15 protein-coding genes are annotated in these 14,981 nt (G+C 43.5%); 13 read left to right on the forward strand and 2 right to left on the reverse strand.

The genetic code is table 11. The features are described from left to right. The first annotated feature begins 76 nt into the window (after positions 1-76). A complete protein-coding gene (gene adiA, locus ACWPW6_RS01670; RefSeq protein ID WP_163860555.1) occupies positions 77-2,353 on the forward strand; it encodes an arginine decarboxylase in 2,277 nt (758 codons plus the stop codon). Between the two features lie 128 nt (positions 2,354-2,481). Here the strand turns inward: adiA and ACWPW6_RS01675 are convergent, their stop codons facing one another. After that, on the reverse strand, positions 2,482-4,419 hold the full coding sequence (locus tag ACWPW6_RS01675; protein ID WP_163860556.1) for an ABC transporter ATP-binding protein: 1,938 nt from the start codon (positions 4,417-4,419) through the stop codon (positions 2,482-2,484). 300 nt (positions 4,420-4,719) lie between these two features. Here ACWPW6_RS01675 and kefG point away from each other — a divergent pair, with 300 nt between their 5' ends. The 4 genes from kefG (at position 4,720) to slyD (ending at position 7,990) form a co-directional block, all read left to right on the forward strand. Continuing rightward, positions 4,720-5,274 (forward strand): glutathione-regulated potassium-efflux system ancillary protein KefG, encoded by a 555-nt coding sequence (gene kefG / locus ACWPW6_RS01680; protein WP_154623257.1) that lies wholly within the window; start codon positions 4,720-4,722, stop codon positions 5,272-5,274. Further along, positions 5,274-7,079: a glutathione-regulated potassium-efflux system protein KefB gene (gene kefB / locus ACWPW6_RS01685; protein ID WP_154623258.1), complete on the forward strand. Its 1,806-nt coding sequence runs from the start codon at positions 5,274-5,276 to the stop codon at positions 7,077-7,079. The genes kefG and kefB overlap by 1 nt, the downstream gene beginning before the upstream one ends. An 11-nt stretch (positions 7,080-7,090) precedes the next feature. After that, the gene (locus ACWPW6_RS01690; RefSeq protein WP_163860557.1) at positions 7,091-7,294 is read left to right on the forward strand and encodes a YheV family putative zinc ribbon protein; all 204 of its coding nucleotides are present in this window, start codon (positions 7,091-7,093) and stop codon (positions 7,292-7,294) included. A gap of 87 nt (positions 7,295-7,381) precedes the next feature. Continuing rightward, the gene (gene slyD / locus ACWPW6_RS01695) at positions 7,382-7,990 is read left to right on the forward strand and encodes a peptidylprolyl isomerase (RefSeq protein WP_154623260.1); all 609 of its coding nucleotides are present in this window, start codon (positions 7,382-7,384) and stop codon (positions 7,988-7,990) included. 65 nt (positions 7,991-8,055) lie between these two features. Here slyD and ACWPW6_RS01700 read toward each other — a convergent pair whose 3' ends face one another. After that, on the reverse strand, positions 8,056-8,277 hold the full coding sequence (locus tag ACWPW6_RS01700) for a SlyX family protein (protein ID WP_154623261.1): 222 nt from the start codon (positions 8,275-8,277) through the stop codon (positions 8,056-8,058). A gap of 209 nt (positions 8,278-8,486) precedes the next feature. Here ACWPW6_RS01700 and fkpA point away from each other — a divergent pair, with 209 nt between their 5' ends. The 8 genes from fkpA (at position 8,487) to fusA (ending at position 14,945) form a co-directional block, all read left to right on the forward strand. After that, entirely contained in the window at positions 8,487-9,239 is a 753-nt protein-coding gene (fkpA, locus tag ACWPW6_RS01705) for an FKBP-type peptidyl-prolyl cis-trans isomerase (RefSeq protein WP_154623262.1), read from the forward strand. Positions 9,240-9,772: 533 nt separating this feature from the next. Further along, the gene (locus tag ACWPW6_RS01710) at positions 9,773-10,477 is read left to right on the forward strand and encodes a helix-turn-helix transcriptional regulator (protein ID WP_154624187.1); all 705 of its coding nucleotides are present in this window, start codon (positions 9,773-9,775) and stop codon (positions 10,475-10,477) included. Continuing rightward, the gene (tusD, locus tag ACWPW6_RS01715) at positions 10,474-10,875 is read left to right on the forward strand and encodes a sulfurtransferase complex subunit TusD (RefSeq protein ID WP_163860558.1); all 402 of its coding nucleotides are present in this window, start codon (positions 10,474-10,476) and stop codon (positions 10,873-10,875) included. Before ACWPW6_RS01710 ends, tusD begins: the two co-directional genes overlap by 4 nt. A 111-nt stretch (positions 10,876-10,986) precedes the next feature. Next, positions 10,987-11,346, forward strand: coding sequence for a sulfurtransferase complex subunit TusC (gene tusC, locus ACWPW6_RS01720; RefSeq protein WP_249999711.1), 360 nt, complete (start codon positions 10,987-10,989; stop codon positions 11,344-11,346). A 20-nt stretch (positions 11,347-11,366) separates the two neighbouring features. Continuing rightward, positions 11,367-11,654 carry a sulfurtransferase complex subunit TusB gene (tusB, locus tag ACWPW6_RS01725; protein ID WP_154624190.1) on the forward strand — a complete coding sequence of 96 codons (288 nt, stop codon included), beginning with the start codon at positions 11,367-11,369 and terminating at the stop codon, positions 11,652-11,654. A gap of 137 nt (positions 11,655-11,791) precedes the next feature. Continuing rightward, the gene (gene rpsL, locus ACWPW6_RS01730; RefSeq protein WP_163860560.1) at positions 11,792-12,166 is read left to right on the forward strand and encodes a 30S ribosomal protein S12; all 375 of its coding nucleotides are present in this window, start codon (positions 11,792-11,794) and stop codon (positions 12,164-12,166) included. A 98-nt stretch (positions 12,167-12,264) separates the two neighbouring features. Beyond that, on the forward strand, positions 12,265-12,735 hold the full coding sequence (gene rpsG / locus ACWPW6_RS01735) for a 30S ribosomal protein S7 (RefSeq protein WP_004262486.1): 471 nt from the start codon (positions 12,265-12,267) through the stop codon (positions 12,733-12,735). An 83-nt stretch (positions 12,736-12,818) separates the two neighbouring features. Continuing rightward, entirely contained in the window at positions 12,819-14,945 is a 2,127-nt protein-coding gene (gene fusA / locus ACWPW6_RS01740; RefSeq protein ID WP_154624192.1) for an elongation factor G, read from the forward strand. Positions 14,946-14,981: the final 36 nt, after the last annotated feature.

The following is a 14,981-nucleotide window of genomic DNA, read 5'->3' on the forward strand; positions in this document are numbered from 1 at the left end:
TGCAAAATGCCCTTATTTGAGTTAAGACTAATATAATGAATAAATAATATGACGCAATATAATAAGGGCATTATTAATGAGGGCATTAATTGTTTATACGGAGCTAACGGATGACGACTCCGTCATTAGCCATGCAGTAGCAAGACTTGCCAGTGAACTCAATGATGAACATGTCGAAACAGTCATCATTCGCGACTTTGAAGACGGCCTCGCTTATATCCGCTCAAATACCAGTATTGATTGCTTATTGTACGGTCGAGATATGTCTGACCGTGATGAACAGGTTCAAGCGCATCGCTTAATTACCCAATTACATCGTAGGCAAGAAGATGTTCCCGTCTTCTTGCTCAGTGATCGTGAAGAAGCGCTGGTTGCTTTTGATCGTAATATGATGGAGCAAGTTGATGAATTTGCTTGGATTTTAGAAGACTCAGCCGACTTCATTGCAGGCCGAGTACTGGCGGCTATTCAACGCTATCGCTCTCAATTGCTCCCACCGTTAATGAAAAGCCTAATCAAGTACAGCGATGTGCATGAATACTCATGGGCAGCGCCGGGTCACCAAGGCGGTGTAGGGTTTACCAAAACGCCAGCAGGGCGTATTTATCATGATTTTTTTGGGGAAAATCTTTTCCGTACAGATATCGGAATAGAGCGCGTGGCTGTCGGATCGTTACTTGACCATACAGGGGCATTCGGCGAGTGTGAAAAGAATGCAGCTCGTGTGTTTGGTGCTGACCAGTCTTATTCTGTGGTTGTGGGCACCTCCGGCTCTAACCGAACAATTATGCAAGCCTGCATGACGGATGAAGATGTCGTGGTGATTGACCGTAATTGTCATAAATCTATTGAGCAAGGATTAATATTAACGGGGGCGAAACCCGTCTATATGATCCCGAGTCGCAATCGTTATGGCATTATTGGGCCAATTTATCCCAAAGAAATGACGCCAGATGCGATTAAATTTAAAATCGCGCATAACCCGCTTACGAAGGCGAAAGTTAAACAGAAACCGGCTTATAGTGTTGTGACCAATTGTACATATGATGGCGTTTGTTATAACGCACGTAAGGTACAAGACTTGCTGGATGGCTCTTTAGACCGTATTCATTTTGACGAAGCTTGGTATGGCTATGCGCGTTTTAACCCTATTTATCGTGACCATTTTGCAATGCGTGATGAAGAAAGAACAGAAAACCAGCCCACTATTTTTGCCACGCATTCTACGCATAAGTTACTGAATGCCTTATCACAAGCCTCTTTTATTCACGTACGTAATGGTCGTAACGCGATTGATTTTAATCGTTTCAATCAAGCCTATTTAATGCACTCAACCACCTCACCGCTATACGCGATTTGTGCATCCAATGATATCGCCGCGGATATGATGGATGGTAATAGCGGGCGGTCACTGACCGATGAGGTGATCCGTGAATCTATCGATTTTAGGCAGTCTTTGGCTTATTTGTATAAAGAATTTATCAATGATGGGGAATGGTTCTTTAAGCCTTGGAATCAGGAAATGGTGAAAGACCCTGCCACGGGTAAACGATATGCCTTTGAAGATGCCCCTGTTGAACTACTCATGAAAGAGCAAAGCTGTTGGGTCATGCATCCAGAGGATAAATGGCACGGCTTTAATGATATTCCTGATAATTGGGCCATGTTAGACCCTATTAAAGTGAGTATTCTCTCTCCTGGGATGGGGGATGATGGTAACTTATTGGATACAGGGGTGCCTGCTGCACTGGTGACCGCGTGGCTCAATCATTATGGCATTGTGCCGACACGCACTACTGACTTTCAAATCATGTTTCTCTTTTCGATGGGGATCACCAAAGGGAAGTGGGGAACATTAGTGAATACCCTGCTTTCCTTTAAGCGTCACTATGATAGTAATACCGCGTTGAAAAAGGTGCTCCCTGAGGTTGTGCAGTCTGCCCCTGAAATTTATGGTGAAATGGGGTTACGTGACCTAGGGGATAATATGTTTGCTTATTTACAGAAAAATAACCCAGGCGGATTACTCAATCAGGCGTATTCGCATTTACCTCAGGTGATGATGAGCCCGCGAGATGCTTATCAAGAAATTGTGGCGAATCGTGTTGAAGCGGTTCCGGTTGATCAATTAGTCGGTAGAGTGGCCGCTAACTCGATTATTCCTTATCCACCCGGTATCCCAATGCTTTTATCGGGGGAAAACTTTGGTGATGAAAATAGCCCCCATATTCGTTATTTACAAGGTTTACAGGCATGGGATAGTGCGTTCCCTGGTTTTGAGCATGAAACTGAAGGCACGGAAGTGATTGATGGCCGATATCATGTGATGTGTGTGACAGCACGAGAGCAATAAGTGAAATAGGGGAGCGCGAATATTAACGCGCTATCTTTAGAGAACCGAGGGAACAACGAGGTGAATGTCTGTTTATTCAACACCTATTTGTTCCCACTACGGTTCTTTGGAAGCGATAAATCAATCGGCTACGCGTTGGATTCGAATTCAGTGGTCATGGCTTCGAGCTGCTCTTGCAGTTCCATCCATGCCATTTCCACCTCTTCTAACGCATTTTTTTGCTCGGTTTGGCTTTTCAAACATTCTGATAGCTCATTCTTGCGAGCCTGCTCATAGATGGAGGCATCAGAAAGCATCGCTTCCAGTTCGGCTAAGGCGCTAGCGTGCTTCTCCATTTTCTTTTCCAACTCCACCAACTTTTTACGAATAGGTTGAGTCTGCTGGCGAAACTCGGCTTCGCGGCGTTTTTGATCTTTTCTATCTTGCGCAGTGACTGTCGTTGTGTTCGCTGGGCGTTCTTTTTCTTGTTGATCGCGAGCCTGCTGTAACTCCATTTTATTTTGTTCGGCTAGCCATTGTTGGTAATCCTCTAAATCACCATCAAAAGGTTCAACCAAACCATCATGCACTAAATATAAGTCATCGGTTGTGGAACGTAATAAGTGCCTATCATGAGATACCACAACCAAGGCCCCTTCGAAATCAATCAATGCTTCTGTCAGCGCTTGACGCATATCTAAATCTAGGTGGTTCGTGGGCTCATCAAGCAGTAACAAATTAGGTCGTTGCCAAACAATTAAGGCGAGTACCAAACGGGCTTTTTCGCCGCCAGAAAAACGGCCACTTGGGTCAGTCACTTGATCCCCTTTAAAACCAAACCCACCTAAATAATCACGTAATTGCTGCTCGGTTTCTTGTGGTGCCAGTCTTGCGAGATGTTGCAAAGGGGATTCGTCAGCATGCAAATACTCTAACTGATGCTGCGCGAAATAGCCTAATTTTATACCTTTAGCTAACGAAACAGTGCCTTGTAATGGCTGTAAGTCTCCAGCAAGTAGTTTAATCAGTGTCGATTTACCCGCACCGTTGCGGCCTAACAAACCAATACGCGAACCGGGAACCAGATTCAATTTAATCGATTTTAAGATGATGGTATCACCATAACCGGCACTGACTTTTTCCATTTTCAGTAATGGATTTGGCAAGCTTTCAGGCTTACGGAAGGAAAAATGAAAGGGATTGTCGACATGGGCCGGTGCCACCATTTCCATCCGCTCTAACATTTTAATACGGCTTTGAGCTTGTTTCGCTTTGGTTGCCTGTGCCCTAAAGCGATCGATATAGCTTTGTAGGTGGGCGGCTTTAGCTTGCTGACTCTCATATAAAGATTGTTGCTGAGCCAGTTTGGTGGCGCGTTGCCGTTCAAAGGAAGAATAGTTGCCGGTATATTCGAACATACTTTCTTGCTCAATATGCAATACTTTATCAATGATCGGATCGAGGAAATCTCGGTCATGAGAAATTAATATTAATGTGCCAGGATAGCTTTTCAGCCATTTCTCTAACCAGATGACGGCATCTAAATCAAGGTGGTTCGTTGGTTCATCCAGTAATAATAAATCAGAACGGCATAGCAATGCTTGCGCAAGGTTAAGGCGCATGCGCCAACCACCTGAAAATGATTTTACCGGTTCTTGTAATTGGTGTTGATTGAAACCAAGGCCATGTAACAGACTTGCAGCGCGTGAACGGATACTCCATGCATTAATCGCATCAAGTTGACCATGTAAGGCGGCTATTTTATGGCCATCATTCTTTTCATTGGCCAATTGCAGTTGTTGTTCGAGAGTACGAAATTCGCGATCACCATCTATCACATACTCAAGTGCAGGCTGATCGAGGGCGGGGGTTTCTTGGTTAACCCAAGCGAGCGCCCATGTATTTGGGAAGGTAGCCGAACCTGCTTCTGCTTGTAATTCGCCTTTTAGCAATGCAAGCAGGGTTGATTTTCCACAGCCGTTTTTACCCACTAACCCAACTTTTTGACCTGGGTTGATTGTCGCGGTGGCATTGTCCAGCAAAACGCGAACGCCACGGCGAATTTGTAATGAAGAGAAAACAATCATAGATGCCGTCAGTTGAAAATATGTTAAATTATACGCGTCATACTTCAAGTTGCAGCGCGTGTTGTCAAGGCATGCTAGCTAGTTTATCCACACTAGTTACCTAGCTCTCTAGGTGCCTAGCGATTCATTCACTTGCTGCCTCGCTGCAATTCGAATTATTAAGAGTATATACAGTGAATACCCTAGAATTTTCAGCTGGTATACGACCATACGAAAATGTGTAGGTGTAAAATAAAAGCGATATCCAAGCTGCATGGTAACGGAAAATTATCCGTCTGACACGCCTTTGAGGAGGGAAAGATGTCAAATAAGCTGAAAGTATTAGTGCTCTACGCACATCCTGACCCTGAAGAATCCGTCGCCAATAAAGCTTTGCTCGAAGCCGTCAAAGATTTAGACCATGTGACTGTACATGATCTGTATGCGACTTATCCTGACTATTTTATTGATGTGACCGCAGAGCAAAAACTGCTATGCCAATATGACGTCATTGTCTTTCAGCATCCCCTCTATACCTATAGTTGCCCAGCGTTATTAAAAGAGTGGTTTGATAGAGTATTAACGCGACGTTTTGCGACAGATATGGGGTATCAAAAATTAAAAGGGAAATATTGGCGCTCAGTCATTACTACGGGAGAGCCTCAGGAAGCCTATCAATATGGAGGCTATAATCGTTATCCCTTAAACGACATTTTACGTCCTTTCGAACTGACAGCGGCAATGTGTGACATGCAATGGTTAGAACCCAACATTATTTATGCTGCGCGTAGGCAAGATAAACACCATTTACAGCAGATCATCTCAGGGTACCGTGAGTGGTTACAACAACCATTACAAACAGGGGGCCTCTCCTAATGGGACAACTCGATATCTTTGAAGCTGTCATCGTGTTCCTGTGTGCTGGGGTCGTCATGGTGCCCATCGCCCAAAAAATTCGTTTAGGTGCGGTGCTGGGGTATCTATTAGCGGGTATCATGATTGGACCGTTTGTCTTTGGTTTCATTCATAACGTTGACGATATTCTCCATTTTTCGGAAATGGGCGTTGTATTTTTGATGTTCTTAATTGGCTTAGAACTGAAGCCATCGAAACTCTGGGAGTTACGTCGTTCCATTTTTGGCGTTGGGACAGCACAAGTTGTCGTCACGGCCGCAATCATGGCGGGATTACTTTTTTTAGCAAAATTCTCTTGGCAAGCTGCGGTTGTTGGCGGGCTAGGTATGGCAATGTCATCAACCGCAATGGCTTTGCAGCTCATGAATGAAAAGGGCATGTCCAATAAAGAGAGCGGGCAGTTAGGGTTCTCGGTATTGTTATTCCAAGATATGGCCGTGATCCCAATAATGGCATTAATCCCATTATTGGCTGGTGATACCGCGAGCAGTGATTGGTATCGTATTGGCTTGAAGGTTGCTGCATTTGCAGGCCTTTGGGTGGTGGGACGTTACTTATTACGCCCGATGTTCCGTCTGGCGGCAAAATCAGGTGTCCATGAGATTTTTACCGCGGCAGCACTGTTGGTTGTGCTTGGTTCTGCGCTTATTATGGAAAGCCTCGGCTTCTCCATGGCACTCGGAACTTTTATGGCGGGAGTGATGCTCGCTGAAACAGAATTTCGCCATGAGTTAGAAATTAATATTGAGCCATTTAAAGGTTTATTGCTGGGACTCTTTTTTATCTCAGTGGGTATGTCGCTAAATTTACAAATACTCTGGTCATATCTTCCACAAGTTTTATTCGGTGTTCTGGTCTTAGTCTCGGTGAAGGCTCTAGTGCTGTACACCCTCAGTTGGATAGCGCGATTACGCAATGGCGCTAGAGCGCAATTTTCTGGCGTATTAAGCCAAGGTGGTGAGTTTGCGTTTGTTATTTTTGCGACGGCATCGGGTGCCAGTGTGATTGATGAAAGGCAGATGGATTTACTGTTAGTGGTCGTCACGTTATCGATGATGACGACACCACTTGTGATGCAATTGATCGATGCCTATTTGAATTATCGTTATAATCGCCAGCCTGTTTCCCATGAGAAACCATTCGTTGAAGACAATGATCCCCATGTGATTTTAGTTGGCTTTGGGCGCATGGGCCAAGTTGTTGGTCGCTTACTAATGGCTAATAAAGTGAAAATTACGGTTCTTGAGCAGGATGTCACGGCAATTAGCACCATGCGTCGTTATGGTTATACCGTTTATTATGGTGATGCGCGTGAGCTACAACTATTGCGTTCAGCGGGAGCCGAGAAAGCGAAAGCGATTGTCATTACGAGTGACGTTCCTGAAGAGGTGATGGAAATCGTGCAATTATGTCAAGAAAACTTTCCAAACCTACATATTATTGCTCGAGCAAAAGGGCGCGTTGAGGCGCATGAATTATTGCAGCGTGGCGTCACCGATTTTAGTCGTGAAACCTTTTCCAGCGCATTAGAGTTGGGGAGTAAAGCACTCATTAGTACAGGCATGCACCCGCATAAAGCCTATCGCGCCAAACAGCATTTTCGACGATTGGATATGCGAGTATTACGGGAGATAATCCCAGAAAATGAAGGTGATAGCGGCCAAATTTCCCGTGTTAAAGAAGCGCGCCGAGAGTTAAATGAGTTGTTCGAAAAAGAGATGCTAAGAGAACATCGCCAGCCACATAGCTGGAATCATGATAAATAAAGGATAGATTAATGTCGTCAACACGTAAGCGGTTTATTGCAGGGGCAATCTGCCCTAAATGTCAATCACAAGACACCCTCATGATGTGGTGTGAAGATCAAATTGATGTTGTTGAGTGCGTTAATTGTGGGGATCAGCAGCGCCAAGTTGATGATAGTGCGACTCCTCATGTGAGAAAACAAGAGCAAGTGATCGGAATTTTTACGCCTGAATAAGAGAATTTTGTCAATTCTCAATACAGCTGTTTTGTTTTCCGGTACAATTAGCAAAATTTTTCCCCTCTATGGGTTGTAGGAGATGTCATGAAAGTAGCAAACGATTTGGTAGTCAGCTTGGCTTATCAAGTAAGAACAGAAGACGGTGTTTTAGTTGATGAGTCCCCGGCAAATGCGCCACTCGACTATCTACATGGCCGTGGTTCTTTAATTTCTGGTCTGGAAAAAGCGTTGGAAGGTCGTGCTGTAGGTGATCACTTTGATGTTGAAGTCGCCTCTGATGACGCATACGGTCAATACGACGAAAACTTAGTTCAACGTGTTCCAAAAGATGTGTTCATGGGCGTTGAAGAACTGCAAGTTGGTATGCGCTTCTTGGCAGATACAGATATGGGACCGGTGCCAGTTGAAATTACCGGTATTGAAGGTGATGAAGTCATCGTCGATGGTAACCACATGTTAGCGGGTCAAAACTTGAAATTTAATGTTGAGATCATCGCGATTCGTGAAGCCACCGAAGAAGAATTGGCTCATGGTCATGTTCACGGTGCAAATGGCCACGATCACGACCATGAAGGTGGTTGCTGTGGCGGCGGTCATGGTCACGACCATAGCCATGGTGATGCTGGCGGTTGTTGTGGTGGCGGTGAAGGTCACGGCCATGGCCACAAACACGGCGGTTGTGGTTGCCACTAAGTGGTTAAATAACAAAAAAAGGAAAGCGCTAGCTTTCCTTTTTTGCGTCTGAAGTTGATAACGAATTAGTAATGTGGAGGAGGTGTCTCTTCTTCTGGCCTTGCGAGGTGAGAGGATTGAGATGATTTTAATCGCTCTGCCACAATACGTATGTGCTCTTGTAACTTGGACAACTGCATTTGTTGGTCGGTAATCACTTGGTTAAGTTGTTCTATCGTAATTTCTTGAAAAGCCACTTTGCTTTCTAAAAGCTCAAGGCGTTGTTCAAAAGCGTCAAATGAATCCATTTTGGAGCCCCTTATGGCTTTTTATCATAAAAAAGCCATCATAATAACTGAACATTACAAATCAATAGATAAGTTTTAGTTAAAGAGATAGGCGATGAAACCTCTTTTTGTTAATGTTGTCTAAGTAGTCATTCTGTTGCTTACTATTCTACACTGAATTTTAATAAGTGAGTAACAACGCATACTTATAATAGATATCGGAGATTAGGATGAAATCACTGTTTAAGGCAAGTCTTCTGGCAACGACATTAGCATTGGCTTTTGGAGCCCCTCAAGTTATGGCGGCTGAGACCACTGCTAAAGCGCCAACAAGTAGCGCATTTAAATCAGCCGAAGAGCGTAATGCCTATGCATTAGGCGCGTCTTTGGGCCGCTATATGCAAAACTCATTGGAAGAGCAAAAAGCGATTGGTATCAATCTAGACAAAGCTCAGTTGCTTGCTGGTGTTCAAGATGCCTTCAACAACAAAAGTAAAATGACGGATGCAGAAGTTGAAGAGACGCTACGCCAGTTTGAAGGCCAAGTTAAACAAGCGGCTGAGAAAAAAATGAAAGATGAGTCAGCTGCGAATGAAAAAGCAGGTGCTGAGTATCGTGAAAAATACGCGAAAGAAAAAGGCGTAGTGAAAACTAAGTCAGGCCTACTGTACAAAATTGAAAAAGAAGGTACAGGTGCTAAACCTAAAGCAGATGATACCGTTGTCGTTCACTATAAAGGTATGCTGACGGATGGTACTGAATTTGATAGCTCATATTCACGTAATGAGCCTCTGACCATCCCACTGAATTCAGTGATTAAAGGTTGGACAGAAGGTCTGGTTAATGTGAAGAAAGGCGGCAAAATCCAGCTCGTAATCCCAGCGGAACTGGCATACGGTGAAAATGGTGTTCCAGGAATTCCTGCTAACTCCACACTGGTATTTGATGTTGAACTATTAGACATCAAGCCAGAAGCAAAATAATAACTGTTAAGTTGTCATAAAAAACCCAGCGATGTCTGGGTTTTTTACGTTAAGGCGTGATCAACTTATTTTCTTCAAAAAAAGAGTTAAGCAAAATATAATAATTAATTTATTGATAACTCTTATATATTTAAGAAAAGGGACCCATAAGCTTATTTGGCATTAGTTGATGGATTATGTGTTAAAAATAATGCTTATTTTGCTGAAAACTTGTGATAAGACAAACTCTCTTGCATGCAATTGCTTGACGGCGGCGCCTCGTAGTTTTAACTTCACTGTATTCGACCTAATTATTTATCGCCACATTTGCTGACCAAACATATGCAATGAAGCTATACACTAAATAATTTGAGGTGCAGCAGGGCGGCAAGTGAATGACTCGCTAGGCATATAGGAAACTATACAACTAGTGCGATTGAACGTCGCCAGCAATGTCGCAACTTGAAATATGACGAGTATAAAAGCCTCCAACAATTAACGCTTCATGAGTCAGTAAGGCGATTTTTCGTACACTTGAAGGATGGTGTTTAAAAATGTCTAACTCAGTACTTTCAAATGATCATAATGATATTAATTTATTAAATAATGAGCCTTTTACTCAGACTGATCATGAAATTCTAAAATCGTACGAAGCTGCCGTAGATGGCTTAGCTATGTTGATAGGTGCACATTGTGAAATCGTTCTTCACTCTCTGGAAGATTTAAAATGTTCAGCCGTCAGAATAGCCAACGGGCAACATACTGGACGTCAAATTGGTTCACCCATTACGGATCTTGCATTGCGTATGCTTCACGATATGGCGGATGAAGAATCAAATGTTTCAAAAGCCTATTTTACGAAAGCGAAAAGTGGCGACCTGATGAAATCGGTTACGATTGCCATTCGTAACCGCAATCAACGCGTGATAGGCCTTTTGTGCATTAATATGAATTTAGATGTGCCATTTTCAGAGATTATTAAAAGCTTTGTGCCTGAAGAAAAACAAGATGTGACTTCAGATGTTAACTTTGCCTCTTCCGTTGATGATCTGGTGGCTCAGACATTAGAATTTACGATTGAAGAGGTGGGGGCCGATCGTAATGTGTCGAACAATGCGAAAAATAAACAAGTTGTACTTAATCTGTATGAAAAAGGTATTTTTGATATTAAAGATGCCATTAACCAGGTGGCTGACCGCTTAAATATCTCTAAACATACCGTGTATCTCTATATTCGCCAGTTTAAGAGTGGGGAATGAGTAAACAATCTCTCACATACTGCTTGCTAGTTACTGGACCCGCTTATGGTACACAGCAAGCAGCCAGTGCTTACCAATTTGCGAATGCACTTCTTGAGGAAGGGCATTGCTTAAAAACGCTCTTTTTTTACAGTGAAGGTGTGACGAATGCGAATGCGCTAACGTCACCTGCCAATGATGAATTCAATTTAGTGAAAGCATGGCAGCAATTAGCGATGAAATCGGGTTGTGAAATGCATGTTTGTGTTTCTGCCGCGTTGCGCCGCGGGGTGGTGGATAAAGAACAGGCTGAGCTTTTATCACTTGCCGTTAGCAATTTAGGAGAGGGTTTTATGATGAGTGGGCTCGGAAGTTTAGCTGAGGCGATGATAACAGCGGATAGAACCATTCGTTTTTAAAACCAATTTATTATGCGATTCACCCCCCTTCATCATGGCGACCTGAGTAAACTCAAACTCAGCCGGTTGCGGGGGGCGGTTTAGCAACGCTTTGCATCATTTAGTGGATATATGAAAAAGTTTGCCTTTGTTTTTACCTCCATGCCTCACGGAAATGCGAGTGGTCGAGAAGGGCTAGATGCGCTACTTGCCACATCGGCACTCACTGAAGATATTGATGTTTTTTTCCTTTCAGATGGTGTCTGCCAGTTACTTGCTAATCAAAATCCAAAAGAAATTTTAGCGAGAGACTATATTTCCACGTTTAAAATTTTGCCACTTTACGATATCAATAATATTTTCGTGTGTGCGGATTCACTAAAAGAAAGAGGGATTTGCGAAAATAGTGAGTGGGTCATTGAGGTAAATGTCATCAATTCGACACAAATTCGCGATAAATTATCCGAATATGATGTTGTGCTTAAATTTTGATCTGTTGTAGGATCTTTTCTATGCTTTATACTATAGCAAAGTCACCTTTTCACTGTGATCTCACCGCGTTTCTACGACTGATCACGCCGGATGATGCGGTATTATTGTTACAAGATGGCGTTATTGCTGCCATTCATCAATCCACTCATCTTTGTGAACTGCAAAAAAAAGGTGCACAAATCTATGCGTTAGATGCAGATGTCAATGCTCGAGGTTTGCAGAATATGCTATCAGAACAGGTCTCTTTAGCTTCATATCGCGATTTTGTTCAGCTAACTGTGAGCCATAAACAACATTTTGCCCTATAAAAGCGTTAAAAGTTGTATATTTCTTGACACCTGAGCCAGTCAGCAATAAAATTTCGCGTCCTCGTGTATCGTCATGTTGGCGAACGAGGTCGAAATCCGTGTTTACGAAGCAAAAAAAACCAGGAGCTTTTTTAATAATGGCAACTATTAATCAGCTGGTACGCAAATCACGTAGCTCGAAAGTTGTTAAAAGCAACGTTCCAGCACTGGAAGCTTGCCCGCAAAAACGTGGCGTATGTACTCGTGTATATACTACCACTCCTAAAAAACCAAACTCAGCACTACGTAAAGTGTGCCGTGTTCGTTTAACTAACGGTTATGAAGTTTCTTCCTACATCGGTGGTGAAGGCCACAACTTGCAGGAACACTCCGTAATCCTGATCCGTGGCGGTCGTGTTAAAGACTTGCCAGGTGTGCGTTATCACACCGTTCGCGGTGCACTGGACTGTTCTGGTGTTAAAGACCGTAAACAAGGCCGTTCTAAATACGGTGCTAAGAAACCTAAGGCTTAATGGTTCTCCGTTAAGTAAGGCCAAACATTTTTAATCTTAATGTCAAAATACTCTAATAGAGTTTTGGGCAAACCTGAATTAACAACGGAGTAATATCCATGCCACGTCGTCGCGTAATTGGTCAACGTAAAATTCTTCCAGATCCTAAGTTCGGATCAGAATTACTGGCCAAATTTGTGAACATCCTGATGGTAGACGGGAAAAAATCTACTGCTGAAGCAATCGTATATAACGCGCTTGAGACCCTGGCTCAGCGTTCTGGTAAGACTGAACTTGATGCATTCGAACTCGCACTGGATAACGTGCGTCCGACTGTGGAAGTTAAATCCCGCCGTGTTGGTGGTTCTACTTACCAAGTTCCTGTAGAAGTTCGTCCGGTTCGTCGTAATGCTCTGGCAATGCGTTGGATCGTTGATGCTGCTCGTAAACGCGGTGATAAGTCAATGGCTCTGCGCCTGGCAAACGAATTATCGGATGCAGCTGAGAACAAAGGTTCTGCTGTTAAGAAACGTGAAGACGTTCACCGTATGGCAGAAGCTAACAAGGCGTTCGCTCACTACCGCTGGTAATTTCACCGCATTAGTGATGCTTCTTAGGGTAGCCTTCCGCTACCCTTTATATGATGAATTGAACGCCCACGAGAGAGGAAAAAATGGCCCGTCAAACGCCCATATCACGCTATCGTAACATCGGTATCAGTGCACACATCGACGCCGGTAAAACAACAACTTCTGAACGTATTCTGTTCTATACAGGTGTAAACCATAAAATTGGTGAAACCCACGAAGGTTCTGCAACAATGGACTGGATGGAACAGGAGCAAGAGCGTGGTATTACTATCACGTCTGCTGCGACTACAGCATTCTGGTCCGGTATGGCAAAACAGTTTGAGCCACACCGTATCAACATTATTGACACCCCAGGACACGTTGACTTCACTATCGAAGTAGAACGTTCTATGCGTGTTCTTGATGGTGCAGTTATGGTTTACTGTGCTGTTGGTGGTGTTCAGCCACAGTCTGAAACTGTATGGCGTCAAGCTAACAAATATAAAGTTCCACGTATCGCGTTCGTTAACAAAATGGACCGTATGGGTGCAAACTTCCTGCGTGTTGTTGAACAATTAAAAACACGTCTGGCTGCAAACCCAGTTCCACTTCAATTACCAGTTGGTGCAGAAGAAGGCTTCACTGGTGTTGTTGACTTGATCAAAATGAAAGCGATCAAGTGGAGCGATGAAGATCAAGGCGTTACCTTCGAATACGAAGATATCCCTGCGAATATGCAAGATCAAGCTGAAGAATGGCATAACTTCCTAGTTGAATCTGCTGCTGAAGCATCAGAAGAACTGATGGAAAAATATTTAGGCGGTGATGAACTGTCTGAAGAAGAAATCAAAGCTGCTCTTCGTCAACGCGTTCTTGCAAGCGAAATTATCCTGGTTACCTGTGGTTCTGCATTTAAGAACAAAGGTGTTCAGGCAATGCTGGATGCAGTTATCGAGTTCTTACCTTCACCAACAGATGTACCTGCAATCAATGGTATTCTGGACGATGGTAAAGATACGCCAGCTGAACGTCACGCAAGTGATGATGAGCCGTTCTCATCTTTAGCATTTAAAATTGCAACTGACCCGTTCGTTGGTAACCTGACGTTCTTCCGTGTTTACTCTGGTTTTGTTAACTCAGGTGACACGGTTCTGAACCCAGTTAAATCTAAGAAAGAACGTTTTGGTCGTATCGTTCAGATGCACGCTAACAAGCGTGAAGAGATTAAAGAAGTTCGCGCTGGTGACATCGCGGCAGCTATCGGTCTGAAAGACGTAACTACAGGTGATACTCTGTGTGCTGTTGAAGCGCCAATCATCCTAGAACGTATGGAATTCCCAGAGCCAGTAATCTCTGTTGCAATTGAACCAAAAACTAAAGCTGACCAAGAAAAAATGGGTATCGCATTGGGTCGTTTGGCTCAAGAAGATCCATCATTCCGCGTATCAAGTGATGAAGAAACGGGTCAAACCATCATCGCTGGTATGGGTGAATTGCACTTGGACGTTCTGGTTGACCGTATGCGTCGCGAATTTAAAGTTGAAGCGAACGTTGGTAAACCACAAGTTGCTTACCGTGAAGCTATCACTGCTAAAGTGACAGACATCGAAGGTAAACACGCGAAACAGTCTGGTGGTCGTGGTCAGTACGGTCATGTGGTTATCGATATGTACCCACTTGACAAAAATGATAAAGACGGCGTTCCTATGGACTACGAATTTGTCAACGAAATCAAAGGTGGTGTAATCCCTGGTGAATACATCCCTGCGGTTGACAAAGGTATCCAAGAGCAGTTGAAATCTGGCCCACTGGCTGGTTATCCTGTTGTTAACATGGGTATTCGTCTGCATTTCGGTTCTTACCATGATGTTGACTCATCTGAACTGGCATTTAAACTGGCGGCATCAATCGCGTTTAAAGATGGCTTCAAAAAAGCTAAACCTGTTCTGCTTGAGCCAATCATGAAAGTTGAGGTGGAAACACCAGAAGACTACATGGGTGACGTTATTGGTGACTTGAACCGTCGCCGTGGTCTGATTGAAGGTATGGATGACATGGCAACTGGTAAAGTTGTTCGTGCACAAGTACCATTGTCAGAAATGTTCGGTTACGCTACAGACCTGCGTTCACAAACTCAAGGTCGTGCTTCATACTCAATGGAGTTCTTGAAGTACAATGAAGCACCTAACAACGTTGCACAAGCTGTTATCGAAGCTCGTAACGCTAAGTAATCGGTTTTAATCGATTTAACTACTTTAATTAAGTTC

This window comes from Providencia sp. Marseille-Q8014 (assembly GCF_965112055.1).

What these genes read in the sequence shown, in the direction of transcription:
- adiA (WP_163860555.1), top strand. Translation starts at nt 77, where the DNA reads ATGAGGGCATTAATTGTTTATACGGAGCTAACGGATGACGACTCCGTC.
- ACWPW6_RS01675 (WP_163860556.1), bottom strand. Translation starts at nt 4,419, where the DNA reads ATGATTGTTTTCTCTTCATTACAAATTCGCCGTGGCGTTCGCGTTTTG.
- kefG (WP_154623257.1), top strand. Translation starts at nt 4,720, where the DNA reads ATGTCAAATAAGCTGAAAGTATTAGTGCTCTACGCACATCCTGACCCT.
- kefB (WP_154623258.1), top strand. Translation starts at nt 5,274, where the DNA reads ATGGGACAACTCGATATCTTTGAAGCTGTCATCGTGTTCCTGTGTGCT.
- ACWPW6_RS01690 (WP_163860557.1), top strand. Translation starts at nt 7,091, where the DNA reads ATGTCGTCAACACGTAAGCGGTTTATTGCAGGGGCAATCTGCCCTAAA.
- slyD (WP_154623260.1), top strand. Translation starts at nt 7,382, where the DNA reads ATGAAAGTAGCAAACGATTTGGTAGTCAGCTTGGCTTATCAAGTAAGA.
- ACWPW6_RS01700 (WP_154623261.1), bottom strand. Translation starts at nt 8,277, where the DNA reads ATGGATTCATTTGACGCTTTTGAACAACGCCTTGAGCTTTTAGAAAGC.
- fkpA (WP_154623262.1), top strand. Translation starts at nt 8,487, where the DNA reads ATGAAATCACTGTTTAAGGCAAGTCTTCTGGCAACGACATTAGCATTG.
- ACWPW6_RS01710 (WP_154624187.1), top strand. Translation starts at nt 9,773, where the DNA reads ATGTCTAACTCAGTACTTTCAAATGATCATAATGATATTAATTTATTA.
- tusD (WP_163860558.1), top strand. Translation starts at nt 10,474, where the DNA reads ATGAGTAAACAATCTCTCACATACTGCTTGCTAGTTACTGGACCCGCT.
- tusC (WP_249999711.1), top strand. Translation starts at nt 10,987, where the DNA reads ATGAAAAAGTTTGCCTTTGTTTTTACCTCCATGCCTCACGGAAATGCG.
- tusB (WP_154624190.1), top strand. Translation starts at nt 11,367, where the DNA reads ATGCTTTATACTATAGCAAAGTCACCTTTTCACTGTGATCTCACCGCG.
- rpsL (WP_163860560.1), top strand. Translation starts at nt 11,792, where the DNA reads ATGGCAACTATTAATCAGCTGGTACGCAAATCACGTAGCTCGAAAGTT.
- rpsG (WP_004262486.1), top strand. Translation starts at nt 12,265, where the DNA reads ATGCCACGTCGTCGCGTAATTGGTCAACGTAAAATTCTTCCAGATCCT.
- fusA (WP_154624192.1), top strand. Translation starts at nt 12,819, where the DNA reads ATGGCCCGTCAAACGCCCATATCACGCTATCGTAACATCGGTATCAGT.